This window comes from Aeromonas sp. 601039 (assembly GCF_049174415.1).
Taxonomy (GTDB): domain Bacteria; phylum Pseudomonadota; class Gammaproteobacteria; order Enterobacterales; family Aeromonadaceae; genus Aeromonas; species Aeromonas veronii_A.
In genome coordinates this window covers 117,098-143,451 of record NZ_JAAKTL010000010.1, presented here as the reverse complement: position 1 = coordinate 143,451, position 26,354 = coordinate 117,098, and the positions used below count along the sequence as shown (strand labels likewise).

The window sequence follows — 26,354 nt, the reverse complement described above, 5'->3', positions numbered from 1 at the left end:
CTTAATAGAGAGATTGTTGGTTATCTTCGATGTGCTTGTTGGTTACCCGGCCAAACATCTTGATGTAAGTCCAGATGGTGTAACCCAGCACAATCGGTACGAAGATCGCTGCAGCCACAGTCATCACCTGCAAGGTGTTGAAAGAGGCGGTAGCATCCCACATGGTCAGGCTCAGTGACGGCTCAAGGCTTGAGGGCATCACGAACGGGAACATGGAGAAACCGGCAGTGAGGATGACCCCGGCAATCGCCAGCGAGGAGCTGGTAAACGCCAGCCAGCCGATGTTCATGCGGGCAAACAGCGCAGTCAGCAGGCTCATGGCCAGGCCCAGTACAGGGGCAGCCACCATCCACGGATAGAGGGTGTAGTTGTTCATCCAGGCACCAGCCTGCAGGACAACTTCCTTGTTCATCGGGTTGGATACTGCGTCAGTCGCGGCAGCCTTGACGATGACATACCCTTCCATACCGCTTACCCACCAACCCGCGGCAGCAAACAGCACCAGAGTCAGCAGTGAGCAGATCATGGCGGCAGTACGGGAACGTGCCAGCACTTCCCCGTCGGTCTTCATCATCAACCAGGTTGCGCCCTGGGTGAGCAGCATGAACAGGCTCACCAGACCAGCCAGAATGCCGAACGGGTTAAGCAGGCCGAAGAAGTTGCCGTGATAGGTCAACATCATGAACTGGTTAAACTCGAACGGAACGCCTTGCAGCAGGTTGCCAAAGGCCACACCAAAGACGATGGGCGGTACGGCGCTACCGGCGAACAAGGCCCAGTCCCAGTTGCTGCGCCATTTTGCATCAGCACGCAGCGAGCGGTACTTGAAACCGACCGGACGCAGGAACAGCGCCATCAAGGTCAGGATCATGGCGATGTAGAAGCCGGAGAAGGTCGCGGCATACACCATCGGCCAGGCGGCGAACAAGGCGCCACCGGCAGTGACCAGCCAAACCTGGTTACCTTCCCAGTGCGGCCCCATGGTGTTGAGCATCACGCGGCGCTCGACATCTTTCTTGCCGACGAACGGGAGCAGTGCGCCTACCCCCATGTCGAAGCCGTCAGTGATGGCAAAACCGATCAGCAGTACGCCGACCAGAGCCCACCAGATGACACGCAGAGTTTCGTAATCAAACATGGTCGCTCTCCTTATGCCTTGATCTGTTCAAAGTGATACTTGCCAGTCTTCAGGCTGCTGGGGCCAAGACGGGCATACTTGAACATCAGGTACATCTCGATAACCAGAAGTACGGTATAGAACAGGCAGATACCGATCAGAGAGAACCAGATCTCGGCTGCAGGCAAGTTGGATGCAGAGAGGGAAGTCGGCAACACCTCTGCAATGGTCCACGGTTGGCGACCATATTCGGCAACAAACCAGCCAGCTTCGATGGCGATCCACGGCAGCGGGATACCCCACAGCAGAGCCTTGAGCAGCCACTTGCGCTGGCCGATCTGGTGACGGGCACTGTCATAGAAGGCCATACCAATCAGTACCAGCATCAGCATGCCGACGGCAACCATGATGCGGAAGGCGAAGAACAGCGGCAGAACCTGCGGGATGGAGTCATCCACGGCGGCCTTGATCTGCTCGTCGGTAGCATCGGTCACATTGCTGGTGTAGCGCTTGAGCAGCAGACCGTAGCCCAGATCCTGCTTCACTTCGTCGAAGCGAGCGCGGGTCTCGTCAGACTTGTCACCGGATTGCAGCTTGGTCAGCAAGTCGTAAGCGGTCATACCGTTACGAACGCGCAGTTCGTGCTCGCTCTTCAGATCCTTCAGACCGGTTACCTGACCGTCCAGAGAACGGGTAGCGATAATGCCCAGTGCATAGGGGATCTTGATGGCGTAGTCGGTGCGCATCTCTTCCTGATTCGGAATACCGAACAGGGTAAAGGCGGCCGGAGCAGGTTCAGTCTCCCACTCGGCTTCGATAGCGGCCAGTTTCACCTTCTGCACTTCACCGGTTTCGTAACCGGATTCGTCACCGAGGATCAGCACGGACACGATGGAAGCCATACCGAACGCAGCGGCAATGGCGAAGGAGCGACGGGCAAACGCCACATCACGATTCTTCAGCAGGTAGTAGGAGGAGATACCCAGCACAAACATGGCGCCACAGGTATAGCCAGCCGCCACAGTGTGGACGAACTTGACCTGAGCAACAGGGTTGAGCACCACGTCAGCGAAGCTCATCATCTCCATCCGCATGGATTCGAAGTTGAACTCGGCACCGACCGGGTTCTGCATCCAGCCGTTGGCGACCAGGATCCAGAGGGCGGAGAGGTTGGTACCCAGCGCCATCAACCAGGTGGCAGCCAGATGCTGATGCTTGCTCAGACGATCCCAACCAAAGAAGAACATACCGACGAAGGTGGACTCCAGGAAGAAGGCCATCAGCCCTTCGATAGCCAGCGGGGCCCCGAAGATATCGCCGACATAATGGGAGTAGTACGCCCAGTTCGTCCCGAACTGGAACTCCATGGCCAGACCTGTGGTGACCCCCAGGGCAAAGTTGATACCAAACAACTTACCCCAGAATTTGGTCATGTCCCGGTAGATGGTGTTGTTGGTCATCACATAGACGGATTCCATGATCGCCAGGAGAAAGGCCATTCCCAGCGTCAGGGGTACAAACAAAAAGTGATAAAGGGCCGTCGCAGCGAACTGGAACCGCGATAGGTCTACCACATGCTCAGCAATCATGATGTTTCCTCACCGATTATTGGCACGGCTATTTTAAGTTTTAAGCACAAAGCTTCCGTTGGGGGTTATCGAATGGGCCCCGTTGAGACGGATCACAACAAAACACTTTCAGTAACCACCAATATTAACAACAAGGCAACGCGAAAACACAAACAAAGCTAATGTTTAACAATTAAAAAACAATAAGCTTCAATTTATTCTCGCTCATTATGACCGGGTTTTTATATCACCTTTATTTGATTGAAATCAATGTAAAAGGACCCTCCATACATGGCTTTCAAAGCCATGTTTAATCTATTTCACGATTATTGAAGCGAGCCAGATCACAAAAGATGACAATGCGTAAAATATTGATTTAAATCAATTTAAGAATTTAACATCCGGCCACCCCATTTAATTTGAAAAATGTCGATGACGCGCCTTTTTCCATGTTATCCAGGTCAGGCGAACTGATTCGAAAACTCAATTTAAAACTACAAACAATGCATACTCATGCGAACCAATTTCATCAATCACTACATTAGATAAACTAATTTGAAGGTTGCAATTTTTCTTGTTTGCCCGGGCCGATACGAGCTCCTACAATGCGCCTCGCAGTGAGGGCATACCCTTGGATACAGGCCGGTTAATCCGGGTTCACGGTACGTATTCGACCATCAATTTGAACCTGTCTATTGGAATCGAAGATGAAAAAGTTTGTTGCTAAAACCATCCGTTACTACAAGCTTTCCTTTGTTCAGCTCTATCAACTGAACCGACTCTGAGAGCTCGCGACGGCTCACCTGTTTATTTTCCGGTCTGTGTCCAGACGCACTCACTGTCTGTGAACATCCATCCTGAATTGTCTTTGCCCACCGCATCCGCCGTGGGCTTTTTTTTGCCCGGATAACAAAAAACCGCCTTTGACGGCGGTTTCATGTTCAAACGACTATTTTTACTTCTCATCTGGTCGCTGAAGACCGAAATGAGCGTAGGCTCGTGTGGTCGCAATCCGTCCTCTGGGTGTACGTTGCAGATACCCTTGCTGGATCAGATAAGGCTCCAGCACATCTTCGATAGTATCTTTCTCCTCCCCGATCGCGGCGGCCAGATTATCGAGACCCACAGGGCCCCCCATAAACTTGTCTATCACAGCCAACAATAACTTGCGGTCCATGAAGTCAAAACCTTCGTTATCGACATCCAGCATGTCCATGGCGCGGGCCGCGATGGGGCCATCGATCCGGCCATCGGATTTGACCTGGGCGAAGTCACGCACTCGTCTTAACAAACGGTTAGCAATCCGCGGCGTACCACGAGAGCGACGAGCGACCTCAATGGCACCATCTTCCGTCATATCTAGCCCCAGACAACGGGCACTGCGGGAGACGATATCGGTCAGATCCTTGACGTTGTAGAACTCCAACCGCTGGACGATACCGAAGCGATCCCGCAGCGGGCTGGTGAGTGAACCAGCCCGGGTGGTGGCGCCAATCAGAGTGAAGGGAGGCAGATCCAGCTTGATGGAACGAGCCGCTGGCCCCTCCCCGATCATGATGTCGAGCTGGTAATCCTCCATCGCCGGATAGAGCACCTCCTCCACCACCGGGCTGAGGCGATGGATCTCGTCGATGAACAGCACATCGTTCGGTTCGAGGTTGGTGAGCAGCGCCGCCAGATCCCCCGCTTTCTCCAGCACCGGGCCGGAGGTGGTCTTGATATTGACCCCCATCTCGTTGGCGACGATGTTGGCGAGGGTGGTCTTGCCCAGACCCGGCGGACCGAAGATCAGCAGGTGATCGAGCGCTTCTCCCCGCTGACGGGCCGCTTCGATAAAGATCTCCATCTGTTCGCAGACGGTATCCTGACCGGTGTAGTCAGCCAGCTTCTTGGGGCGGATAGCCCGGTCAATAATGTCATCCTCACGGGCAGCACTGGCCGAAATGAGGCGGTCTGCTTCAATCATCAACTACCTCATACCAGGCTACGCAGGGATTCACGGATGATATCTTCCACCGACATCCCCTCTTTGGCGATCTTGCTGACAATCTGGCTCGCCTGCTGCGGCTTGTAACCGAGGGCCACCAGCGCACTGGCCGCCTCTTCGGTCACATCCGGTGCCCGCAATTCTGGCTCACTGGCTGGCAGGGTGACCATGGCCGGGGAGAAGAGGTCGTGACTGACCCAGCCCTTGAGGCGATCCTTCATCTCCACCACCAGACGCTCGGCGGTCTTCTTGCCGACTCCCGGCAGTTTGACCAAAGAGCTTATCTCTTCACGTTCGACACTCAGCACGAATTGGGTAGCTGTCATGCCGGAGAGAATAGCCAGCGCCAGCTTGGGGCCGACTCCGTTGGTCTTGATCAGCTCGCGGAACAGCGCCCGCTCCTGTTTGTGGTTAAAACCATAGAGCAACTGGGCATCTTCCCGCACCACGAAGTGAGTGTGGATGGTCGCCTCCTTGCCGATCTCCGGCAAATCATAGAAGCAGCTCATCGGCATATGAACCTCGTAACCAACCCCGCCTACTTCCAGCAAGACCTCGGGGGGCTGCTTCTCAATGACAATGCCTCTCAAGCGACCAATCACGGCTCTCTCCTCACCAATACAACTATTCGCAAATTGGCTCATAGCATAAAGAATAACTGGATAAGTATCCAGCATAGGGCAGCAACCCCCTGGTATCCGGAGAAGCTTTTTCGCAAATTGGCCACCATGCTTGATCTGGTTCAGCCTGCGTGTACGGGATGTTTCTGCACCGTACCGGACTCCGACTGGGCATGAGCCACTACACTAAATCCGTTCGGAACCGAAATTGATGCCAATGCAGATACCAAGGAAGGCCATCATATGAAAATTGTTACCACCGCCAATCTGGGTCTTGCCATCTTGCTCGGCTGCACGCTGGGGATGGGGGTCGTGGGCTGGTATGGCAGCCAGCGGCTGGCCGGCCTGCTCACCTATGTGTTGGGAAGCGCCTGGCAGACCGCCGATGGCGCCATGGAAGGCTCCATCGAACTGGGCAATCAACAGTTACAGATTCAGAAGATGCAAAACGGCACCCCGCTCAATCGCACCGAGCTTGATGCCGCCAAGGCGGCGACCGATGATGCGCTGGCCCGGGTCAGCCAGGGTCAGCTCATTGATGGCGCAGTCCTGGCCACCATGGAGCAGCAGAAGCTGGCCTATCAACAACAACAAGAGAAGCTGTTGACGCTCTATCACGCCTATACCGAGGTTGATGAGGCGCTGCATCACAACGCCGAGCTGATGGCACGACTCTCGACCCAGCTGGAGGTGATTGGCGATGGGGCGGTAGAGGTGCTGACCCAGGCCCCCGACCAGACCATCAGCTGGAACAGCGGCCTCTCCACCCGCTGGGAAGCGGCCGACGGGGGAATGGAGTCCAATATCGGCTTTTTGCGCCAGCTCTATGCGCTGGAGAAGATGCGCAGACAAGGGGTAACGGAGGCGATCAAGGTCGAGCTGAAAGAGGCGACCGATTTCTATCACGAAGCGATCGACAGCATGCTCGGTACCGGGCTGTTCGATATCGAGGGAACCGGCGAATTTGCCGGCAAGCCGCTGGCGACACAGTATCGCACCCTGTTGGCCCGACATCAGCAGCTGATGGGGCAGTGGATCGAGGCGCTCGGCAGCTATCAGGCCCAGCAGGCTCTCTATGAGGCCAGTGCCGACCAGCTACAGCAACAACTGGTTGCCATCGAGGCGAGCGGTGATGCCACCGTCGAGGATCAGGTAGTCCAGCTCAACGGCATCATCAGCCAAACCCGCACCCTGCTGCTGGGAGGCCTGTTGCTTAGCCTGATCATGGTCACCCTCTGTGGCTTCTGGCTGACCCGCAAGCTGGTCACCCCGCTGCTGCAAGTGGACAAACGGATGCAGGATATCGCCGCCGGCGAGGGGGATCTCAACGCCCGCATCAACCTGCAGCGGGATGACGAGATAGGCTCGCTGGCCAACAGCGTGGATCGCTTCATCGAGAAATTGCAGAAGATGATCAGCTCCACCATGGACAACAACCGGCACATCAGCGAACACGTTCACACCTCGGTCAACCGGGTGGAGGCGATCAGCCAGAGCAGCCGCCAGACCGCCGAACATGCGCTGGCCCTGCATCAGGACAGTGAACAAATGGTACAAGTCGCTACCGGTATTTCTGACAACTGCAGCATGGCGGCCCACAATGCCAACGAGGTGCGCCAGCTAACCACCGAAAGTAGCCAATATGTCGCCTCTGCCAGTGCGGGCATGCTGCGGGTGGTGCAGGAGGTGGGCGAGTGCGCCATCGCCATCAACGCCCTCAAGGAGCAGGCGGGCCAGATCGGCCAGATCATCTCCACCATCAGCGAAATCTCGGAGCAGACCAACCTGCTGGCCCTCAATGCGGCTATCGAAGCAGCCCGCGCGGGGGAGATGGGACGTGGCTTTGCTGTGGTCGCGGACGAGGTGCGCACCCTGGCCAATCGCACGGCGATATCAAGCGCCGAGATCAGCCAGGTGATCAGCAGCATCCAGCAGCAGACCGAGAGCGCCTACCTGATGATGCAGCGCAACCTCAAGACGGTGGAGTCCGGCATGCAAGACTCCGAGAACACCAAGCAGATCCTGTTCAAGGTGGAAGGCGCCATCGACCAGCTGGCCGACATGGTGCAGCAGGTGGCCGTAGCCACAGGTCAACTGTCACACACCCTGAGCCACTCCTCTGACAAGGTCTCCGGCATCAGTCTGCAAGCCAGAACCGGCGAACAGGAGGCGCAGGAGTGCCTGCAGCTCGCCTCCTCGCTCCATCAAGCCAGCCTGCTGCAACAGCGCCTGCTCTCCCAGTTCCGAGTCTGACCCCCTCCAATAGCGAAGATGCCACTCCCTGCGAGTGGCATCTTTTTGTTACCGGTCGCTCATTCCTGCCGCCTTAACTTCCTCAACTTCCTATGGCCAGTTGAATAGCCAGACTCAGCATGATGATGCCGACCAGCAGATCGATCCCCCGCTGCACCCCTCCTCGCGCTAGCCAGGGCGCCAATGCGGCCGCTCCCAGCGCAAGCGAGTAAAACCACACCAGCGAGGCCAGCATGGCCCCCGCAGCAAAGGCCGGACGCAGGGACTCGCTCACCTGACTGCCAAGGGAGCCGAGCAGCATCAGGGTATCGAGATAGACATGGGGATTGAGCAGGGTGACCCCTAGCGTCATGGCCAGTACGCTTCTGGCTCTCATCCGTTGCGAAGAGTCGGCCAGTCCGCCCTCCTGTCCATGCCAGGCGCTGCGCAGGGAGCGAACCCCAAACCAGCCGAGAAACAGCACGCCGCCCCAGGTAAGCAGCATCATGCCAATCGGGCTGGCAGCCAGCAGATTGGCTCCGCCAAATACCCCTATAGCGATCAGAATGAGGTCGCAGAAACTGCAGAGTGTGGCGCTCAGCAGATGGTGATTGCGATGGATGCCTCTGCTCAGCACAAAGGCATTCTGGGCGCCAATGGGGATGATCATGGCAAGACCTATGGTGAAGCCTTGCAGGGTCGTGGTCAGCAGCATGGAAAGTTCCGTTCGAAGTGATGAATGAACGGCACTATAGCGAGCCCTGTTCCCTCTTAGAAATTCATTGATTTACTGGTTCATTCATTTTGCTAATGATGAAGCTTTTCTATTCAATCCCTTGTCAATTACCGGATCTGACAATTGTGACCCTCATACAGCAGCAGGAGAATCTGTGGCATGTGAGACTCGGACTACTGCAACACTCGGGGAAAATTGGTGACCACCACCTGCTCCAGATTGGGCAACAGCAAGCCGGTCCCCACCCCCTTGGCAATGGCCTGGTAGCGGTTCATGGAGCCGGTTTTGCGGGTGACCTGATTGAGGTGGTAATTGACCGTGCGCTCCGTGATGCCGAGGATGCAGGCTATCTCGCAGGAGGTCTTTCCTTCGCTGGCCCAAAACAGACACTCGGTTTCGCGCTCGGTCAGGGGCTCTTTGCCCGCACTGTCCATCATGCTGAAACGCACCACCCGGATTGCGGCATCGAAGATGTAGTTCGACATCCATGAGAGGATCGGCGACGACTCCAGCAGCAGATCGCTCGAGGCCCGCTCGGACGTGATAAAGGAGAGGATCCCGTTCTCCCCGGCTGCACCGTGCAGGGGGAAGGAGATGCCATTGCGTAGCCCGAACTCGGCTGCCAGCCCCATCACATCCATGCTTCCCTCTTGCAGAAAACTGGCTCGCTCATCGAGGCGATTCCAGTAGATGGGCAGAGTCTGCTTGCGCGCCAGCTGGATCACCGGATCACATGCCAGCATGTTGTTTTCGGTGTAGGCCTGCACCCAGGAGTCAGGGCAGTGATTGAACAGCACCACCTTGGGTCTTTGCATCGACATCGGCAGGATCAGCGCGAAGCGGTAGTAGTCGTAGCCCATACCGAGCGTGAAGTGACCGATCAGCTCGGCCAGACGGTTGCCATCCGTCACCGAAGTGAAATGTTCGAGATACTCAAGCAGTTGGTCTCTTTTCATATGAAAGCCCCCTTGGCCAGACATGTGATTATAACGGCGAATAGCAAGACAGAGGGCCCATAATGTTGGTTTTCAAAGGAAAATTGAGAGAGCATCCACGAAATGAGGTAGAGGAGGAACTCTATCGCTTTCGAAATCGCGTCTTTTCCGACCGGCTCGGCTGGGATGTAGAGTCCCATCTGGGACTCGAGCGTGACAGCTTTGATACGCCAGACACCCATTGGGTGCTGATCGAGGATAAACAAGGGCTGTGCGGCTGTATTCGCCTGCTCAACTGTGCCGATGCCTATATGCTGCCCACCATCTTCCCCACCGCCCTTGCCGGTGAAAGTGCACCACGCACCCCCGATGTCTGGGAACTGACCCGTCTAGCCATCGATGCCAGCCGTGCTCCGCGGATGGTCAATGGCGTCAGCGAGCTCACCTGCGTTATCTTTCGCGAAGTCTATGCCTTCGCCCATGCTCACGGGATCCGGGAGCTGGTCGCTGTCGTCAGCCTGCCGGTAGAGCGCATCTTTCGTCGTCTCGGACTGCCCATCGAGCGGCTCGGTCACCGCCAGACGGTGGATCTGGGGGCCGTGCGCGGGGTGGGGATCCGCTTCCATCTGGATGAACGTTTCGCCCGTGCCGTTGGCCAACCTCTGCTGGGCCACTATCAAACCAGCCACATTCTACTGCAGCAACCATCAAGGGCGCTGACAGCGCAGTCATAAAAAATCCCGGGAAAACAGACCCGGGATAAACAGATCGCTATGAGCCCGCAGGCTAACCCACGGATCAGCGGGCAGTATCCTCCCTCAACAACCTGATCACTACTGTCAGAAATCACAGCATAACGGCCCTGTCACCACTCATTGTTGTCCCCTGCCGAGTGACGTAGAGTCAGCCCAGAAGCAACGCAAGGGAGGGAAGATGAAAGAGCTGGACTACAAACTGCTGCGGGCGTTGGATGCGGTACTGCAGGAACAGAACTTCGAGCGGGCGGCCAAGTCGCTCCATATCACCCAGTCGGCCATCTCCCAGCGGATCAAGCAGCTGGAGCAGCAGTTTGCCGAGCCGCTGCTCATCCGCAGCCAGCCGCTGCAAGCGACCCCGCTCGGCCAGAAGCTGCTGGCACACTATCGTCAGGTCCACCAGCTAGAGCTGGAACTGGCTGGTGAGCTGGCTCCCGCCACACCACAAGCACCCATCCGGATCAGTATCGCCGTCAATGCCGACAGCCTGGCCACCTGGTTTCTGCCCTCGATTACTCCCTTGCTTGAGCAGCATCCCATCGAACTCAACCTGCTGGTGGATGACGAGTGCCGCACCCTCGACAAGGTGCGCGAGGGGCAGGCCTTCGGCGCGGTCAGCCTGAGCCCCCAACCGCTGGCGGGTTGCTGTGTCGACGAGCTCGGTGAGATGAACTATCTGCTCACCGCCAGCCCGGCCTTCGTGGCTCGCCATTTTCCTCGCGGTCTGACCCGGGAAGCACTGGCCAAGGCACCGGCAGTAGCGTTCGATCAGCGAGATGACATGCATGTAAGCTTTATGAGGGAGCAGTTCGGGCTGGAGCCTGGCGGCTACCCCTGCCATACGGTTCATTCGTCGGAGGCCTTTGTCGCCATGGCCGAACAGGGAGTGGCCTACTGTCTTATCCCGGAATTACAGATCAGGAGACAACTGGAGAGTGGCTCACTGGTCAACCTCAGCCCAGAGCGCATCCTGACGGAGCGACTCTACTGGCACCGTTGGGTACTGGAAAAAGGGGTACACAAACAGCTCTCTTTACGGCTCATCGACTATGCCCGCAGCTCTCTGAAACCACGCTAATCAGGCCATTCACCTTGGCTTTGCAGGGCTAAAAACGTATAGTGCTGGGCGTTTCTTCATCAGGTCTCCACTCAGGTTCCCCATTTATGTTCCAAGACAATCCGCTGCTGGCCCAGCTCAAGCAACAAATCCGCGAAAACATCCCGAAGAAAGAGGGTGTGATCCGTGCCTCCGATCGGGGCTTCGGCTTTCTGGAGGTGGATGAGAAGACCAGCTATTTCGTGCCGCCTCCTTACATGAAGAAGGTGATGCACGGTGACCGGGTGAGCGCCCTGATCCGCACCGAAAAAGAGAAGGAAGTGGCCGAGCCGGATGCCCTGCTGGAGCAGTCCATCACCCGCTTCGTGGCCCGGGTCAAGATGTTCCGCGACCGTCTCAACGTGGTGGCTGACCACCCGCTGATCAAGGATGCCATCAAGGCCCGCGTCAAGAAGGGTCTGGATGAGAAAGAGTTCAAGGAAGGGGACTGGGTGGTCGCGATCCTCAAGCGCCATGCGCTGGTCGACGGCAACTTCTCCGCCGAGATCACCCAGAAGATTGCCGCCCAGGAAGATCACAATGTGCCCTGGTGGGTGGTGCTGGCGCGCCACAACCTGGCCCAGGTCGAGCCGGCTGACTTGCCGGAGTGGAAGGTGATCGAAGAAGAGGAGCTGCCCCGTCGTGACCTGACCAAGGTGCCCTTCTTCACCATTGACGGCGCCAAGACCAAGGACATGGACGATGCGCTGGCTATCACCAAGCTGGACAACGGCTGGGAGCTGCTGGTTGCCATCGCTGACCCGACCGCCTATGTGGCCGAAGGGAGCGAGCTGGACAAAGAGGCCGCTCAGCGCGCCTTCACCGTCTACATGCCGGGCCGCAACGTGCCGATGATCCCGCGCACCCTCTCCGACGAGCTCTGCTCCCTGAAAGAGGGCGAAGAGCGCAACACCCTGTGTGCCCGTCTGCTCATCGCCGAAGATGGTCTGCTGCTGGAGGAGACCGAGTTCTTCGCCGCCCGCATCTGCTCCCACGCCCGTCTCAACTATGACGACGTCTCCGACTGGGCGGAGCACGGCAAAGAGCTGGCCATCGACGCAGGTGTGCTGGCCCAGCTGCCGCTGATGAAAGCGATGACCGAAGCGCGCATCAAGTGGCGCACCGAGCATGCGCTGGTATTCCCGGATCGTCCCGACTACGACTTCGAGCTGGGCGAGAATGGCGAAGTGCTGGCTATCCACGTCGAGCCGCGCCGCATCGCCAACCGCATGGTAGAAGAGTCGATGATCGCCGCCAACATCTGCGCCGGTCGCGTGCTGGGCAAGAGCGTCGGTTACGGCATCTTCAACGTTCACACCGGCTTTGACGAAGAGTCCCTCGACGGCGCCATCGACCTGCTGAAGAGTGCCGAAGCCCCGTTCGAGCGCGACGAGATCGCCAGCCTCTCCGGCTTCTGCGCCCTGCGCCGCTGGATCGACAACCTCGACACCCGCTGGCTGGATGGCAAGATCCGCCGCTTCCAGAGCTATGCGCTGATGTCCTCCGAACCGGGCGCCCATTACGGTCTGGGTCTGGATGCTTACGCCACTTGGACCTCCCCGATCCGCAAATACGGCGATATGGTCAACCATCGTCTGCTCAAAGCCGTCATCGCCGGCAAGACCCCGGGTGAGCGCCCGAGCACCGAGCTCACCGAGCACCTGACCGCCTGCCGCCGCCTGCACCGCATGGTGGAGCGTGACATCGGTGACTGGCTCTATGTCCGCTACCTGAAGGCCGATGCAGGCACCGACAAGGTGTTCAACGCCGAGATCATCGACGTGATGCGTGCTGGCCTCAAGCTGCGTCTGCAGGAGAATGGCGCCGTGGTCTTCATGCCTGCCCGTCATATCCTCGACAACAAGGATCGCCTGGAGTGCAACTGGGACAATGGTCGCGTCTATCTGGACAAGACCGAGGTGGTCTACGAGCTCGGCCAGCTCATCGAGGTGAAGCTGACCGAAGCGGTGGAAGAGACCCGTTCCCTTATCGCCAAGCCGGCGGTAGATCTGGTACCGGGTCCGGCACCGGAAGCCCCGGTCGCCGAGAGCACACCTGCGGACGTAGCCCCCAAGGCTGAGTAAGCCGCACAGAGTCATCTCATCTGCCCGAGAGCCCGCCATTGCGCGGGCTCTTTTTTGCCCCGCATCTGCCATACACGCTGCCACAAGTGGCGCCACTACGCACAGTTTTCGCCACAGTTGGCAGTAAAAGCAGTGAATGTTTCCACGCATAACGTGGAATGCAACCAATATGTGCGACACCTCTCCTTTCTGACATATTAATCAAAGAGAAATATGTTTATACTCGCTTGGGTACAATCCAAGGGATGCTGGTATGCAGGAATGGGACCCGGAACACTTCACCAACTTCGCTCAGTTATGCGAAGTGAGCCTCGCCACCATCCGTGAAAAAACCGATGCCGAACGCCTCTACCTCTGGCTGAAAGCCCCCGAACCGCAGCTCTACAGCTTTCAGCTCGATAAGGGGCTGACTACGCTTGATCTCGCCCATCTCGGTCAACTGACCCTGCCCCACCATCTGCTCGACAAGGCGATGGACAAGGGGCAACTGGTGATCGAGCAGATCTACCAGCCGCCGGACTCTGGTGAGAATGTCGAACCAGCCCAGCAACGACTACGCGCCTGCTTCCCCCTCAAACGCCATATGAGCCTAGAAGGGGTCATCTATCTGGAGACCCACCGCCGTATCGACCGCCTCTCTGCACGCCAGCGTCAGGGGATCCAGCTGCTGATCCACTATCTGACCGCCGAATTGAGCAACCACCTGCTATCCAGCCAGGTCAATCAGGAGCGGGATCAGCGGCTCCATACCCAGACCGATCTGGTGCAGAGTCAGGCGCTGCAGGGCTCTTTTCTCACCATGTTGCAGGCGCTGCACATGGTCAGCGTCACCCTCTCCCGCAGCCGCAGCGAGAACGATCTGCTGCGGGACGCCGTGCTTCTGGCCCGCAAGGAACTGCAGTTCGATCGGGTCGCCATCTTCCTGATCGAACCCGATGGCAAGACCATGCGCGGCACCTGGGGCACCAGCGAAGAGGGAGAGCTGGTAGACGAACATGACTTTGTCAGCCCCATTCCGGAGCACCCCACGGTGCAGGAGGCACTCAGGCGTAAGGACTACGTACTGGTGCTGGAAGATACCCCCCTCTACTACGAGAAACAGCAGGTAGGTCGTGGCTGGAACGCCATGGTCTCGCTGTGGGATGGCACCACTCCCATCGGCTGGATCGCCGCCGACAACCTGCTCTGTCACCGACCACTCAAGGCTTATCAGAGCGAGATTTTCAAACAGTACGCCGCCATCCTGTCACAGTTACTGATCCGCCAGCGCACCCAGGAGCAGTTGGAAACCCTCAACCGCCAGCTGGAGGAGCGGGTTGCCGAACGCACGATACAACTGGCCGAAACCAATCGGGCACTGGAGGAGGCCAATCACCGCCTCTCCCTGCTCTCGCTGGAAGACCCTCTGACTGGTATCGCCAATCGGCGCCAGTGGGACATCACCATGCAACGGGAATGGGAGTGGGCACGGCGCACCCAAAATCCGCTGGCGGTATTGATGATCGATGTCGACGACTTCAAGGCCTATAACGATCACTTCGGTCATACCAAGGGGGATGAGTGCCTGCAGCAGGTAGCCCGAGTACTGCGGGAGGCCGAGCGACGCTCTACCAATCTGGTGGCTCGTTATGGCGGAGAAGAGTTCGTCATCCTGCTCTGCGCCCCCCAACCCGGTGAGGCCGAACAACTGGCCGAGAGGATCCATGATGGCCTAACCCGATTAAAACTGCCCCATCCCGCCTCGCGGGTTGCTGATTTCATTACGGTTAGCATAGGCTTTAGCTATCTGGTTCCCTCCCTGAACGAGGCATGGCAGAGTCTGACCGAACAGGCCGATCAGGCGCTCTACCACGCCAAGTCTCAAGGACGGGCGCGCACTCTGGCCTATCGGTGATCCCATGCTGTTGCGTCGTTATCCCATCTTCAATCGCCGCCTGGCCCTGGTGGCCTACGGCATCGATTATCTGCTCGGCTCACCGGACGAGTGGCCCTCGCTGGCACAACATTGCCGCCTGCTGGCACAAGGGCGCCAATATCTGGTGCCCTTCACCCACGAACAGCTCGATGAACAGCGCCCCCTGCTGTTTGATCAGGATGCGATCCCGCTGGTCGAAGCCTCCAGCGAACGGCTACCAGCTTCCTTTCCGGTGCTGGAACAGTGGCGAGACAGTCGACGCCGGCTTGCCGTACACGGGGTCAGCCGTGAGCCACGCTGGCTCGGTGCCAGCCGTCTGCTGGTATTCTGGATGGGCGAAGAGGGGATCTGCCAGCCCACCGAACACAAGCGGATGGCCCTCGATATCGAAACCTGGGAAGACTTTCTCCCGCTGCGAGAGGCCGGAGTCGACTTCTTTGCCGGTGGTTTTCTCGCCCGCCCCGAGCTGGTCAATCAGCGTGCCACCCAGCCCGACATGGCACTTGTGCAGCAGATCCTCCAGCTCATCTGCCACGAGGAGTTCTCCTTTGCCCAGGTGGCCCGCCTGCTGGAGCAGGATGCCTTGCTCCCGGGCCAGCTACTCACCTATGTCAACGCCCCCGGCTTCGATCATGCCGCCCCCATCACCTCGGTTTCCCGCGCCCTCTCCTATCTGGGAGAGCAGGAGATCCGCAAGTTTGTGCTGATCAACGGCCTGGCCCGGGTAAGCCAGCATATGCCGGAGGCCTCTACCCGGATGGCCATCGCTCGCGGTCGCTTCTGTGAACTTATCGCCCTCACCGCCCTAGACAAACGCGAAGCAAGCTGGGCTTTTCTGGTAGGGCTGGTACTCGATGGTTCCCTGCTATCGGAGTCGCTGAAGGCCCACCTGCCCAACAACGTAAAACGAGCCATCGAGCGGCACGAAGGGCCGCTGTTCCACCTGTTCCAGCTGGTCAGGACCTATGAACAGGGCAACTGGGCCCTGCTGGAGCAGCTGGCACCGAAATACCAGCTCGACCCGACCAGACTCACCCCCGTCTATTTTCAGGCGCAAATGTGGGGGCAAGCGTTTCTCACCTGCTAGGTGATGGCGAGGCGGGGAGCCACTGGCTAGAATGGGCTCCCTTTTTTCAGAGACTGACCCGCACCATGACGCTTTCCGGATTCCAAGGCCTGGTCTTTGACCTTGATGGCACCCTGGTCGACTCCATGCCGCTGCACCTCGCCGCCTGGGAACATACCGCCCGTGAGTTTGGCTTTCGCTTCGATGCCGACTGGTTCTATGAACTGGGTGGCATGCCGAGCCGCAAGATAGCCCTGCTGGTCGCACAGGAGCAGCAGATCCCTCTCGATCCGCTCGAAGTCACCCGCTGCAAGACCGCCCACTATGTGGCCAACCTGCACAAGGCGACCGTCTTTCCGGCCATGCAGGCGCTGGTCGAGCGCTATCATGGCGTCATCCCGATGGGGATTGGCACCGGCTCGCCCCGCGTCAACGCCGAAGCGGTGCTGCGCAACACCGGGCTGGATCGCTATTTCTCCGTGGTGGTCACCGCAGACGATGTGGAGCTGCACAAGCCCAATCCGGACACCTTCCTGCTGGTCGCCAGCAAGCTGGGGGTCGAGCCATCAGGCTGTCTGGTGTTTGAAGATACCGGTATCGGGGTACAGGCCGGAGAGGCGGCGGGTATGCAGACCTGCATGGTCAAAGAGGGTCAACCGGTTGGCATAACCGCGTAGTGCGGAAAAAAATATCGCCCTGCAAGGGGCGATAACCGGAACCGGCTCTCATACGGGACATGAATGAAAAATGAGAGCAGGTTCCGTCAGCCGCTGACGCAGGGCGCGTCAACGGGGCGTGCGGGGCAGACGATTACTCGTTGTTGCCGCCGCCCTGATTGTCGTCATAACGACCCGGCGCACCGTGGGGGCGCGGCGCCATGGAGACACGCGGCTTGCGAGCACGCTGGATGTTCACCTGCGGACGGCCGGTGTGCATGGCGATGGTGGAGATCTTGGCCTTGTAGACCAGCTGCTGGTTACCATGAGCATCGGTCAGCAGCACGCTGTACTGGTCGAACCCGCTGATGGTGCCTTCCAGCTTGATGCCGCTCACCAGAAAAATAGCGACCTGACTGCGGTTCTTGCGCAACCAGTTGAGGGCAGAATCTTGCCCGTTCCCGAGGGAGAAGGCTTGCTCAATCGTGGAGTAGCTGGGGGATTCAGTTGTCATAAATTATTGTCCCGCGGAAAAAAAGTGGCGTTTGATTGTGCTAAATGGGCACTGGCTTGTCAAAGTCATTCTCACTCCCGCCAGCAATAGCGGCCTCCGGGGGCTGGTCGCTGACCAGCACAACTGCGATAATCACCAGCTCTGGCTCTACCACGGGCCTTATCTGGGGTTTTATCTTGCATCCGGTTTCACACCAACACCACACCACCTATGTCCATGATGCCACTGCCTGCGAAGAGTGTGACCTGCTGATACCGGCCACACCGCTCGAGGTGGGACAGGCCAGCTGCTGCCCCCGTTGCGGACACACCCTGAGTCGCCACCTGCCACAGCAGGAGTTGCGGCCGATCTCCTACGGGTTCGCGGCACTTATCATGTTCGTGCTCGCCAATGCCTTTACCTTTATGTCCTTCTCGGCCAAAGGGGTGGGCCAGGAGATGACCTTTTTGCAGAGCATCACCACCCTGGTGGATGAGGGCTATCTGTTTCTCGGCGCGGTACTGAGCCTGACCCTGATCGGCCTGCCACTGGTTTATATGGGCTCCATCATGCTGGTGCTGTGGCGGATCGATAAAGATCTGCACAGCAATGCCCTGCGCTCCCTCGGCCGTCTGCTCTGCCGGATCAAACCCTGGCTGATGGTGGATGTCTTTCTGGTGGGGGTGCTCATCTCGCTGGTCAAGCTGATGGGGATGGCCGACATCAAGATGGGGCTGTCATTCTGGGCTTTCGTCGGCTACACGGTGCTGCTCATCAAGATGATCTCCTCGCTGGATCAGATGTGGCTGTGGCAGCGGCTGTTCGGCCCGACCGAGGCGCGGGAGATCGACCCGGAAGCGGGCGCGCTGGAATCAGGTCTGGTGGGCTGCCATATCTGTGGCGCCCTGAGCGAGGTGGGCTGCCATAGCTGCTCCCGCTGCGGCGGCAAGCTGCATGCCCGCAAGCCGGGCGGCCTGAACCGTACCTGGGCGCTGCTGTTTACCTCCGCCATTCTCTACATTCCGGCCAACGTCTATCCCATCATGGATACGGTGTTTCTCGGTGATGACAGCCCCTCCACCATCCTCGGCGGTGTGGTGCTGCTCTGGGCCATGGGCTCCTACCCCATAGCGGCGGTGATCTTTTTCGCCAGCGTGGTGGTGCCGCTGGTGAAAATACTGGCGCTATTCTGGCTTTGCTATATGGTGCAGCGCGGCAATGTCACCTCCCCCCTCGGCAAGCTAAAACTCTATCGCATGACCGAATTTGTCGGACGCTGGTCGATGATCGACGTCTTCGTGGTGGCCATTCTGGCGGGCCTGATCCGGCTCGACAATCTGATGACCATCTATCCCGGCCCTGCGGCCGTCGCATTTGCAGGTGTGGTGCTGATCACCATGGTCGCCGCCATGAGTTTCGACTCCCGCCTGATCTGGGATTTACAACAAGGAGAACGCGAACGTGAGTGAGCGTAAAAAAAGGTGGAAACCGGGCTCTGACTTTCTGAGCTCTGCCGCCGCAATCTGGATGGTGCCCCTGCTGGCGCTGTTCATCGGTCTCTGGATGCTGTTCCAGCACTGGTACTCCCAAGGCCCCAGTTTCACCCTGACAGTCGCCACTGCCGAGGGCATAGTCGCTGGCAAGACGGTGATCCGTTCCCGCGAAGTGGACGTCGGTCGCATCGAGGCCGTCGAGCTGAGTGATGACTATAGCCATGCCGTGCTGAAAGGACGGCTGACCAATGCCGCCTCCGGCATGCTGCGCGGTGACAGCCAGTTCTGGGTGGTCAAGCCCAGAGTGGGCCGTGAAGGGGTATCGGGTCTGAGCACCCTGCTCTCCGGCGCCTATATCGAGCTCGCCCCCGGCAAGAAAGGTCGGGCACGGGACGAATACGCCATGCTCGACAAACCGCCACTCGCCTCCCTCGATGCCAAGGGGCTGCGTCTCACCCTCAGCAGTCGCGACACCCGCGCGCTGGGGGAAGGCTCCCCCATCAACTATCAGGGCTTCACCATAGGTCAGGTGGAAGAGGCGAAGTTCCTGCCGGAAAAGAGCGAGATGCAGTATCAAATCTTCATCCACGCCCCCTATGACATTCTGGTGAGCAGCAACTCCCGCTTCTGGATGACCCCGGGCTTCGAAGTCTCCATGAGCAGCGAGGGGATGAAGGTGAAGATGGATTCGCTGGAGAGCCTGATCGATGGCGGCATCACCATGGGTCTGCCACCCGGCTGGGCGCCTGGCGAGCCGGTCAAACAGATGGAAGGGTTCACCCTGTTTCAGGATGAGGCGAGCGTGCTGGCCGGTAGTCTGGATCAGTTCATCGACTACGTCTTCCTGTTCGATGACAACGTGGGTGGCCTGCACCCGGGCGCGGCGGTGCAGTATCGCGGCATTCGGGTCGGTACCGTCATCTCCGCCCCCTACCTCATCGAGGACAAGGGCGTGCAGATCTTCAAGAGCCGCCAGATCCCGGTGCTGGCTCGCATCGAGGTACAGCGCCTCTCCCACCGCTATGCCAAGGCGGAGAAGGATCAATGGCGCGCCCTGTTCGGCAAGCAGTTCAAGGAGGGGTTGCGTGCCAGCCTCAAGACCTCGAGCCTGCTGACCGGTGGCAAGATCATCGATCTCAACTTCTATCCGGACGCGCCACGTTTCGAGCAGGCCAAGCTGGCCGGTTATCAGGTCTTCCCCACCGTGCAGGGCGGGCTGGATCAGATCGAGCGCAAGGTGAACCTCATCCTCGACAAGTTTGTCGACATGGACATGGCGACCACCCTGACCAAGGTCAACGGGTCACTCACCACTCTGGATGGCACCCTGAAGAACATCAGTGCAGTCAGCGCCAACCTGAACAAGCTCACTGCCAAGGATTCCACCCAGCAGCTGCCGGCCTCGCTCAACGAGAGCCTCAAGCAGTTGCAGGAGACCTTGCAGGCCTATGATGCCCAGTCGCAGACCAATCAGGACCTGCGCCAGTCGGTGCAGACCCTCAATCAGTTGATGCGCGAACTGCAGCCGCTGGTGCACTCCCTCAATGAGCAGCCCAGCTCGCTGATCTTCGATCGCGCGCATCCATCGGACCCTGAGCCCAAGCGAGGCAAACAATGAAAAAAGAGATCCTGACGCTGGCCCTGCTGGGCCTGCTGGCGGGTTGCAGCAGCCAGCCAAGCCTGCACTACTATTCGCTCGATGCCGACAACCAGCAACCCGTGACGGCACCTGCCCAACCGCAGCACCAGCTGGTGCTGCGCCCGGTGGCGCTGGCCAGCCAGCTCGACCGGATCAGTCTGGTCTATCAGCTGGAAGGGCAAGAGCTGCACTTCACCGAGTACCATCGCTGGGCCGGTGCGCTGGACGATCAGCTCAACCAGCTCACCCTCAATGGCCTCTCCACCCGCCTGCCGGGCTGGGTGGTGCGGCAGGATGGCGCCCGCAAGGGGCCGGTGCTGACCATTCTGGTGGAGCGCTTTCAGGGCCGTCATGACGGCAGCGCCGTGCTGAGCGGCCGCTGGCGCCTGCTGGCGGAAGATGGCACCGTGCTGCGCGATGCCCCCTTCCGTCAGGAGCGGATACTGCCGGCCGATGGCTACAACGCACTGGTGAACGAACTGGGTCAGGGCTGGCAACAGCTGCTCGACCAGATTGCCGCCGAGGTGCGCCAGAGCGCCCGCTAATCGGCCATCAGCCGATTGCAGAGATAAAAAAACGACGCCAGCTGGCGTCGTTTTTTTATGTGCGAGTATCAGGCGATGACTCACGCCTTGGCGGGCAGGCTCAGGCGAGCTACCGCTTCCACATGCATGGAGTGCGGGAACATATCGACCGGCTGCACCTCGTCCAGCACGAAGCCCTGCTTGACCAGCCAGGCAAGATCGCGGGCCAGGGTCTGCGGATTGCAGGAGACATAGACCAGACGACGGGGCGCCATGGCGACCAGGGTCTGCAGTACAGCCTTGTCACAGCCTTTGCGCGGCGGATCCATCACCACCACATCAGCGGTCACGCCCTGGGCGTGCAGTTCAGGCATCAGCTGCTCAGCCTTGCCGACGTGGAATTCGGTGTGCTCGATACCGTTGAGGGCGGCGTTGCGACGGGCATCGCTGATGGCGCTCTCGACCGACTCGATCCCCACTACCTTGGCGGCCTTGCCGGCCAGGAACAGGGAGATGGTGCCGATACCGCAATAGATATCGAACACCGTCTCGTTGCCGGTCAGCTCGCAATACTCCAGTGCCTTGGAGTAGAGCACGTCGGTCTGGCTCGGGTTGTTCTGGAAGAAGGAGAGCGGCGAGATCTCGAATTCGAGTTCGTGGATCTTGTCGCGGATCACCCCGCTGCCCAGCAGCACCCGGTTGTTGTCGCCCAGAATGCGGTTGGTGCGCGCTTCGTTGATGTTCTGCACCAGGGTAGTGACCGGCAGATCCTGCAGGGCCGCCAGCAGCTCGGCTTCAAACGGCAGCTCCTCGCTCAGGGTCACCAGCACCACCATCAGCTCGCCGCTCTTGAAGCCCTTGCGGGTCATCAGGTTGCGCACACAACCGGTGTGGTTCACCTCGTCATAGGCCGCGATGTCGTGCGCGCGCATCCAGTTGCGCACCCGGGCGTTCAGCTCCACGTGCAGCGAGTCCTGCACCGCGCAATCATCGGCGGTGATGAGGTCGTGGGAGTGCTTGCGATAAAAACCGATCTCGGCACCGGCGTCACAGCCGCGAACCGCGTACTGCGCCTTGTTGCGATAGGCGAACGGGCTCTCCATGCCAAGGATATCCTTGACCGGGGTGTCACCCAGCCCGACCTGTTCCAGTGCGCTCTGCACCAAGGCCTGCTTGAGCTTGAGTTGGGCCGGATAGGCCAGCGGGCGCACCTGACAGCCACCACACTCGGTGTTGGGGCAGAAATCGGCAACCCGGTCGGCAGAGGGCTGGAGCAGCTCGGCGACCTTGCCGTGCAGATAGTTCGGCTTGACCTCGGTCAGCTCCACCAGCGCCTGTTCACCGGGCAGCAGACCTTCGACAAACAGGGGGCGATCGAACAGGCGTCCTTTGCCATCTCCTTTGTCGGTCAGTTCCAGGATCTCGATCTGGTGTTGATGTCCCACTAACGGCATGAGCGGCTCCAAAAGTACTAAAAATGGGGGGTGATGGACGCGGAAAAGCCATGCCCATCGAGAAAAGGTGGCAGAGTTTAGCGGAGATCCGGCCAAATTGCAGGCATAAAAAACCTGCTTGTTGCAATGGTCATTGCCCCAGGCTATCTGCCGGGTGTTGCCACCTTTCGGGTTGCGGCAAATTTAGCCCTTGGGCCATAACGCCCAGCCTGTTAAAATTCCGCCCTTGAAATTATCCTGGGCCCCGCGCCCGTTCTAGCTAAGGTCTACCGCGATGCGTACCAGCCAATATCTGCTTTCCACTCTCAAGGAAACCCCCTCCGACGCCGAAGTTGTCAGCCACCAGCTGATGCTGCGCGCCGGGATGATCCGTAAACTGGCCTCCGGCATGTATGCCTGGTTGCCAACCGGTCTGCGGGTACTGAAGAAAATTGAGAACATTGTTCGCGAAGAGATGAACAATGCTGGTGCCGTTGAAGTCTCCATGCCGGTGGTGCAGCCTGCCGAGCTGTGGCAGGAGTCTGGCCGCTGGGATGACTACGGTCCCGAGCTGTGCCGTCTGACCGACCGCCACAACCGTCCCTTCGTGCTGGGCCCGACTCACGAAGAGGTGATCACTGCGCTGGTGCGTTACGAAGTGAACAGCTACAAGCAGCTGCCGCTCAACCTCTACCAGATCCAGACCAAGTTCCGCGACGAAGTACGCCCTCGTTTCGGCGTGATGCGTGGCCGCGAATTCCTGATGAAGGATGCCTACTCCTTCCACATCGACAAAGAGTCTCTGGTCGATACCTACGAGAAGATGCACGCCGCCTACTGCAAGGCGTTCACCCGCATGGGCCTGAACTTCCGTCCGGTGCAGGCCGATACCGGCTCCATCGGTGGTACCGGTTCCCACGAATTCCAGGTGCTGGCCGAGAGCGGTGAAGATCTGATCGCCTTCTCCGATAGCTCCGATTACGCCGCCAACATCGAGATGGCCGAAGCGCTGGCCCCGGCTGGTGAGCGCGCTGCCGCCACCGCAGCCCTGACCAAGGTTGCCACCACGAACGTCCACACCATCGACGAAGTGGCTACCTTCCTGAAGGTGGCGCCGACCGCCATCGCCAAGACCCTGCTGGTACTGGCAGAGGAAGATGAGCACGGCAAGCAGGCCGTCATCGCGCTGGTACTGCGTGGCGACCACGAGCTGAACGAAATCAAGGCTGAGAAACTGGCTGGCGTTGCCAACCCGCTGACCTTCGCCAACGACGAGCAAATCAAAGCTGCCGCCGGTTGCGATGCAGGTTCCATCGGCCCGGTCGGCTTTGCCGGTCGCATCATCGTCGATCGCAGCGCCGCCCATCTGGCGGACTTCGTCTGCGGCGCCAACGAGACCGGCTTCCACCTGACCGGTGCCAACTGGGATCGCGACATCGCTTCTTACGAAGTTGCCGACCTGCGCAACGTGGTAGAAGGCGACCCGAGCCCGTGCGGCCAGGGTAAGCTGCTGCTCAAGCGCGGTATCGAAGTGGGCCACATCTTCCAGCTGGGTACCAAGTACTCCGAAGCGATGAAGGCGAGCGTGCTGAACGAAGCTGGCAAATCCGTCACCATGGAGATGGGTTGCTACGGTATCGGGGTTTCCCGTCTGGTGGCTGCCGCCATCGAGCAAAACAACGACCAGTACGGCATCATCTGGCCGGATGCCATCGCCCCGTTCGAAGTGGCCATTGTGCCGATGAACATGCACAAATCCGAGCGTGTGGCCGAGCAGGCACAACAGTTCTACGCCGAGCTGAAAGCCGCTGGTGTGGACGTGCTGTTCGACGACCGTAAAGAGCGCCCGGGCGTGATGTTCGCCGACATGGAGCTGCTGGGCATCCCGCACGCCATCGTCATCGGCGATCGCGGTCTGGACAACGGCGTGGTGGAGTACAAGTGCCGCCGCACCGGCGAGAAGCAGGAAGTGGCCATCAGCGATATCATCGCCATGCTCAAGGCCAAGCTGGGCCGTTAATTCCGCCCTCTTCCCGATATAAAAAAGCGCGCCATTTGGCGCGCTTTTTGTTTCTGTGTGCTGACGACGACAACCGGATGAAGGGTTGCCTCAGGGATTGCGACCAATAAAGAGGTCGGTCACGTGGCAGCTGCTTCTGGCTTCCAGTGCGTCGAGCATATAGGCCGCCGCATCTTCCGGAGTCATGAAGCCACTCGGGTCCACGTGATCCGAGTTGTCCCAGAATTCGCTGCGGATCCCGCTCGGGTAGAGGTTGACCAGCCGCAGTGGCGAGCCTTTCAGCTCGGCGCGCAAGGATTCGAGAAAGCCGCGCATCCCCCATTTGGAGGCGCAGTAGAGGCTCTCGTTGGCCTTGCCCACCTGCGCGGCGGAGGAGAGCACATTGGCCAGCACTCCGCCCTTGTCGCCGATAAGCCGCACCGTCTGCTGGGCCACCAGAATGGTGGAGATAAGGTTGCTCTCCACCACCCGGCGGATCTGCTCGGCAGTGTAGACACCGACCGGGCCAAACTCACCCACCCCGGCGCAGTGGATCACCATGTCGGGCAGCCCGCCCCACTCCACCGCAGCGGCGAAGGCGACATCGACCTCTTCATGGTGCGCCAGATCGGCCGCGATGCCGATCACCGCGCTGCCGAGCAGTTGCTCCTGCTCCTGCAGTCGCTGATAACGGCGCCCCATCATGGAGACCTGGTGGCCCCGCTCAACCAGTCCGATGGTCAGCGCCCGACCCAGACCAGAACCGGCACCTGTCACTATGATGTGGCCCATTATCGCTCCTCTTCGTCAGTTGACGGTCAGATTAGAAGGTGAATTCGCCGCCCATGAACCAGCCATCGATACGCTGGTCAACGTTGTCGAAGTCGACCTTGGCTTCACGCCAGCCGGCACGCAGCTTGATCGGCATGGAGGAGAACTTGTAGGAACCGCCCAGACGGTAGTCATAGTTGTCCGCATCGTGAGTGCGCAGATCACCGAAGAAGGCGATGCCGGTGCCCGGGATCTTCACTTCGCTGCCGGCATAAGCCATCAGGGTATCTTCGTTATAGCCCTTGCGACCGACATAGACCTGCTCGCCATCGTAGTGACGACCGGTCATACCCAGATCGATCTTGAACAGATCGTTGTTGAACAGACGGTAGTAGAGGCTCAGATCGTAGGCGGTCAGGTCGTTCTTGAAGTTGCCGCCGGAGGTGCTGAAATCGGAGACTTCAAACTTGGCGTTCGGCAGGAGGATGATGCCGTGCTCCAGTTGCAGATAGCCGTTCCAGTTGTAGCTGTCGTCATAGCTGCCATCGGCACTGGTGCCATAAGCCTGACCACTGCCCTTGGCTGCCCATACGTCGGCACCGGCGGCAAAACGCCAGTCGTCAGCGGCCATGGCACTCTGGCTGCACAGAGCCAGCACAAAACCGGCAATCAGCGTCTTTTTCATTACGTCACTTCCTCTTGCATACATGGAAAAGAGCACTATTTTACTCGGTGCAGCCAAAATACCCAGCGTCAATCCTGAACAAACGACGACAAATGTCAGTGCTTCATATGCTTCATCTCTGCCATCGGCTCAATCGGCTTCACCGGCAGTGACAGCTCCAGCTTCTGACCATCGTCCATGGTGAGGGTGAGCGGGAAAGGAGTCTGCTCGGAGAGCGTACCCACCTCGAACAGCATGATGTGCAGGCTGCCCGGTTTCAGCACCGCCTCGCCCTTGGCCGGGATCTCGATATTCTCGACCTGACGCATCTTCATCACACCATTTTCGTGCAGATGAGTGTGCAGCTCGGCACGCCCGGCCGCAGCAGAAGCCGCTGCCACCAGCTTGACCGGCTGGTCGGCGTCATTCTTGAGCACCATAAAGGCGGCAGTGTTGGGGGAGCCCGGCGGCAGCAGCCGCACATAGCCGTCGACAGCCTCGACCTTGGCCAGTGCAGGCGCCGTCATACCCAGAACCAGCAGAGAATAAAACGCACGTTTAAACATGGTTG

The 26,354-nt window shown here is 59.0% G+C and carries 22 protein-coding genes; 11 read left to right on the top strand and 11 right to left on the bottom strand.

The genetic code is table 11. From position 1 onward, the window contains the following. Position 1: 1 nt before the first annotated feature. The 4 genes from cydB to ruvA form a co-directional block, all read right to left on the bottom strand. Positions 2–1,138 carry a cytochrome d ubiquinol oxidase subunit II gene (cydB, locus tag G5195_RS10740; protein ID WP_005335741.1) on the bottom strand — a complete coding sequence of 379 codons (1,137 nt, stop codon included), beginning with the start codon at positions 1,136–1,138 and terminating at the stop codon, positions 2–4. Between the two features lie 11 nt (positions 1,139–1,149). Further along, on the bottom strand, positions 1,150–2,706 hold the full coding sequence (locus tag G5195_RS10735; RefSeq protein ID WP_227341407.1) for a cytochrome ubiquinol oxidase subunit I: 1,557 nt from the start codon (positions 2,704–2,706) through the stop codon (positions 1,150–1,152). Between the two features lie 934 nt (positions 2,707–3,640). Continuing rightward, positions 3,641–4,651 carry a Holliday junction branch migration DNA helicase RuvB gene (gene ruvB / locus G5195_RS10730; RefSeq protein WP_005335744.1) on the bottom strand — a complete coding sequence of 337 codons (1,011 nt, stop codon included), beginning with the start codon at positions 4,649–4,651 and terminating at the stop codon, positions 3,641–3,643. Positions 4,652–4,659: 8 nt separating this feature from the next. Next, positions 4,660–5,274 (bottom strand): Holliday junction branch migration protein RuvA, encoded by a 615-nt coding sequence (gene ruvA / locus G5195_RS10725; RefSeq protein WP_216952061.1) that lies wholly within the window; start codon positions 5,272–5,274, stop codon positions 4,660–4,662. Positions 5,275–5,535: 261 nt separating this feature from the next. Here ruvA and G5195_RS10720 point away from each other — a divergent pair, with 261 nt between their 5' ends. Continuing rightward, a complete protein-coding gene (locus G5195_RS10720) occupies positions 5,536–7,545 on the top strand; it encodes a methyl-accepting chemotaxis protein (RefSeq protein ID WP_421222028.1) in 2,010 nt (669 codons plus the stop codon). An 82-nt stretch (positions 7,546–7,627) separates the two neighbouring features. On the opposite strand, the gene lysE is transcribed toward G5195_RS10720, so the two are convergent. Both lysE and G5195_RS10710 read right to left on the bottom strand, forming a co-directional pair. Beyond that, positions 7,628–8,239 (bottom strand): L-lysine exporter, encoded by a 612-nt coding sequence (gene lysE, locus G5195_RS10715; protein ID WP_421209378.1) that lies wholly within the window; start codon positions 8,237–8,239, stop codon positions 7,628–7,630. 194 nt (positions 8,240–8,433) lie between these two features. Further along, a complete protein-coding gene (locus tag G5195_RS10710; RefSeq protein ID WP_216952064.1) occupies positions 8,434–9,216 on the bottom strand; it encodes a LuxR family transcriptional regulator in 783 nt (260 codons plus the stop codon). Between the two features lie 62 nt (positions 9,217–9,278). On the opposite strand from G5195_RS10710, the gene G5195_RS10705 reads away from it, so the two are divergent. The 6 genes from G5195_RS10705 (at position 9,279) to G5195_RS10680 (ending at position 16,788) form a co-directional block, all read left to right on the top strand. After that, positions 9,279–9,929 carry an acyl-homoserine-lactone synthase gene (locus G5195_RS10705; protein WP_421222030.1) on the top strand — a complete coding sequence of 217 codons (651 nt, stop codon included), beginning with the start codon at positions 9,279–9,281 and terminating at the stop codon, positions 9,927–9,929. Between the two features lie 199 nt (positions 9,930–10,128). Beyond that, entirely contained in the window at positions 10,129–11,028 is a 900-nt protein-coding gene (locus G5195_RS10700) for a LysR family transcriptional regulator ArgP (RefSeq protein WP_266135412.1), read from the top strand. Positions 11,029–11,114: 86 nt separating this feature from the next. Then, positions 11,115–13,130: an exoribonuclease II gene (locus tag G5195_RS10695; protein WP_421222032.1), complete on the top strand. Its 2,016-nt coding sequence runs from the start codon at positions 11,115–11,117 to the stop codon at positions 13,128–13,130. A 253-nt stretch (positions 13,131–13,383) separates the two neighbouring features. Continuing rightward, positions 13,384–15,024 carry a GGDEF domain-containing protein gene (locus tag G5195_RS10690; protein ID WP_227341411.1) on the top strand — a complete coding sequence of 547 codons (1,641 nt, stop codon included), beginning with the start codon at positions 13,384–13,386 and terminating at the stop codon, positions 15,022–15,024. 4 nt (positions 15,025–15,028) lie between these two features. Continuing rightward, positions 15,029–16,132 carry an EAL and HDOD domain-containing protein gene (locus tag G5195_RS10685; protein WP_216952069.1) on the top strand — a complete coding sequence of 368 codons (1,104 nt, stop codon included), beginning with the start codon at positions 15,029–15,031 and terminating at the stop codon, positions 16,130–16,132. Positions 16,133–16,197: 65 nt separating this feature from the next. After that, on the top strand, positions 16,198–16,788 hold the full coding sequence (locus tag G5195_RS10680; protein ID WP_064339401.1) for an HAD family hydrolase: 591 nt from the start codon (positions 16,198–16,200) through the stop codon (positions 16,786–16,788). 133 nt (positions 16,789–16,921) lie between these two features. Here G5195_RS10680 and hfq read toward each other — a convergent pair whose 3' ends face one another. Beyond that, the gene (gene hfq, locus G5195_RS10675) at positions 16,922–17,281 is read right to left on the bottom strand and encodes an RNA chaperone Hfq (RefSeq protein ID WP_005335772.1); all 360 of its coding nucleotides are present in this window, start codon (positions 17,279–17,281) and stop codon (positions 16,922–16,924) included. 176 nt (positions 17,282–17,457) lie between these two features. Here hfq and G5195_RS10670 point away from each other — a divergent pair, with 176 nt between their 5' ends. The 3 genes from G5195_RS10670 to G5195_RS10660 are packed head-to-tail and all read left to right on the top strand — an operon-like array spanning position 17,458 to position 20,937. Continuing rightward, the gene (locus G5195_RS10670) at positions 17,458–18,729 is read left to right on the top strand and encodes a paraquat-inducible protein A (protein ID WP_204481315.1); all 1,272 of its coding nucleotides are present in this window, start codon (positions 17,458–17,460) and stop codon (positions 18,727–18,729) included. Then, the gene (pqiB, locus tag G5195_RS10665; protein WP_005335774.1) at positions 18,722–20,371 is read left to right on the top strand and encodes an intermembrane transport protein PqiB; all 1,650 of its coding nucleotides are present in this window, start codon (positions 18,722–18,724) and stop codon (positions 20,369–20,371) included. The genes G5195_RS10670 and pqiB overlap by 8 nt, the downstream gene beginning before the upstream one ends. Beyond that, entirely contained in the window at positions 20,368–20,937 is a 570-nt protein-coding gene (locus G5195_RS10660) for a PqiC family protein (RefSeq protein ID WP_216979499.1), read from the top strand. Before pqiB ends, G5195_RS10660 begins: the two co-directional genes overlap by 4 nt. Before the next feature lie 80 nt (positions 20,938–21,017). Here the strand turns inward: G5195_RS10660 and rlmD are convergent, their stop codons facing one another. Continuing rightward, positions 21,018–22,370: a 23S rRNA (uracil(1939)-C(5))-methyltransferase RlmD gene (gene rlmD / locus G5195_RS10655; RefSeq protein WP_216979500.1), complete on the bottom strand. Its 1,353-nt coding sequence runs from the start codon at positions 22,368–22,370 to the stop codon at positions 21,018–21,020. 274 nt (positions 22,371–22,644) lie between these two features. Here rlmD and G5195_RS10650 point away from each other — a divergent pair, with 274 nt between their 5' ends. Continuing rightward, the gene (locus tag G5195_RS10650) at positions 22,645–24,369 is read left to right on the top strand and encodes a proline--tRNA ligase (RefSeq protein WP_421236119.1); all 1,725 of its coding nucleotides are present in this window, start codon (positions 22,645–22,647) and stop codon (positions 24,367–24,369) included. A 90-nt stretch (positions 24,370–24,459) separates the two neighbouring features. On the opposite strand, the gene G5195_RS10645 is transcribed toward G5195_RS10650, so the two are convergent. From G5195_RS10645 to G5195_RS10635, 3 genes are all read right to left on the bottom strand, one after another. Continuing rightward, the gene (locus tag G5195_RS10645; RefSeq protein ID WP_157162400.1) at positions 24,460–25,140 is read right to left on the bottom strand and encodes an SDR family oxidoreductase; all 681 of its coding nucleotides are present in this window, start codon (positions 25,138–25,140) and stop codon (positions 24,460–24,462) included. A 31-nt stretch (positions 25,141–25,171) separates the two neighbouring features. Then, positions 25,172–25,804, bottom strand: coding sequence for a TIGR04219 family outer membrane beta-barrel protein (locus tag G5195_RS10640; RefSeq protein ID WP_058059690.1), 633 nt, complete (start codon positions 25,802–25,804; stop codon positions 25,172–25,174). Between the two features lie 95 nt (positions 25,805–25,899). Further along, positions 25,900–26,349, bottom strand: a complete 450-nt coding sequence (locus G5195_RS10635) for a copper chaperone PCu(A)C (RefSeq protein ID WP_058059691.1) — start codon at positions 26,347–26,349, stop codon at positions 25,900–25,902. Between the last annotated feature and the right edge of the window lie 5 nt (positions 26,350–26,354).

Excerpts from the sequence above, each read along its gene's own strand:
- G5195_RS10700 (WP_266135412.1), top strand. The coding sequence starts at position 10,129 with ATGAAAGAGCTGGACTACAAACTGCTGCGGGCGTTGGATGCGGTACTG.
- hfq (WP_005335772.1), bottom strand. The coding sequence starts at position 17,281 with ATGACAACTGAATCCCCCAGCTACTCCACGATTGAGCAAGCCTTCTCC.
- G5195_RS10680 (WP_064339401.1), top strand. The coding sequence starts at position 16,198 with ATGACGCTTTCCGGATTCCAAGGCCTGGTCTTTGACCTTGATGGCACC.
- G5195_RS10720 (WP_421222028.1), top strand. The coding sequence starts at position 5,536 with ATGAAAATTGTTACCACCGCCAATCTGGGTCTTGCCATCTTGCTCGGC.
- ruvB (WP_005335744.1), bottom strand. The coding sequence starts at position 4,651 with ATGATTGAAGCAGACCGCCTCATTTCGGCCAGTGCTGCCCGTGAGGAT.
- G5195_RS10660 (WP_216979499.1), top strand. The coding sequence starts at position 20,368 with ATGAAAAAAGAGATCCTGACGCTGGCCCTGCTGGGCCTGCTGGCGGGT.
- G5195_RS10685 (WP_216952069.1), top strand. The coding sequence starts at position 15,029 with ATGCTGTTGCGTCGTTATCCCATCTTCAATCGCCGCCTGGCCCTGGTG.
- cydB (WP_005335741.1), bottom strand. The coding sequence starts at position 1,138 with ATGTTTGATTACGAAACTCTGCGTGTCATCTGGTGGGCTCTGGTCGGC.
- G5195_RS10650 (WP_421236119.1), top strand. The coding sequence starts at position 22,645 with ATGCGTACCAGCCAATATCTGCTTTCCACTCTCAAGGAAACCCCCTCC.
- G5195_RS10690 (WP_227341411.1), top strand. The coding sequence starts at position 13,384 with ATGCAGGAATGGGACCCGGAACACTTCACCAACTTCGCTCAGTTATGC.
- rlmD (WP_216979500.1), bottom strand. The coding sequence starts at position 22,370 with ATGCCGTTAGTGGGACATCAACACCAGATCGAGATCCTGGAACTGACC.
- G5195_RS10710 (WP_216952064.1), bottom strand. The coding sequence starts at position 9,216 with ATGAAAAGAGACCAACTGCTTGAGTATCTCGAACATTTCACTTCGGTG.
- lysE (WP_421209378.1), bottom strand. The coding sequence starts at position 8,239 with ATGCTGCTGACCACGACCCTGCAAGGCTTCACCATAGGTCTTGCCATG.
- G5195_RS10735 (WP_227341407.1), bottom strand. The coding sequence starts at position 2,706 with ATGATTGCTGAGCATGTGGTAGACCTATCGCGGTTCCAGTTCGCTGCG.
- G5195_RS10705 (WP_421222030.1), top strand. The coding sequence starts at position 9,279 with ATGTTGGTTTTCAAAGGAAAATTGAGAGAGCATCCACGAAATGAGGTA.
- G5195_RS10695 (WP_421222032.1), top strand. The coding sequence starts at position 11,115 with ATGTTCCAAGACAATCCGCTGCTGGCCCAGCTCAAGCAACAAATCCGC.
- G5195_RS10645 (WP_157162400.1), bottom strand. The coding sequence starts at position 25,140 with ATGGGCCACATCATAGTGACAGGTGCCGGTTCTGGTCTGGGTCGGGCG.
- G5195_RS10635 (WP_058059691.1), bottom strand. The coding sequence starts at position 26,349 with ATGTTTAAACGTGCGTTTTATTCTCTGCTGGTTCTGGGTATGACGGCG.
- G5195_RS10640 (WP_058059690.1), bottom strand. The coding sequence starts at position 25,804 with ATGAAAAAGACGCTGATTGCCGGTTTTGTGCTGGCTCTGTGCAGCCAG.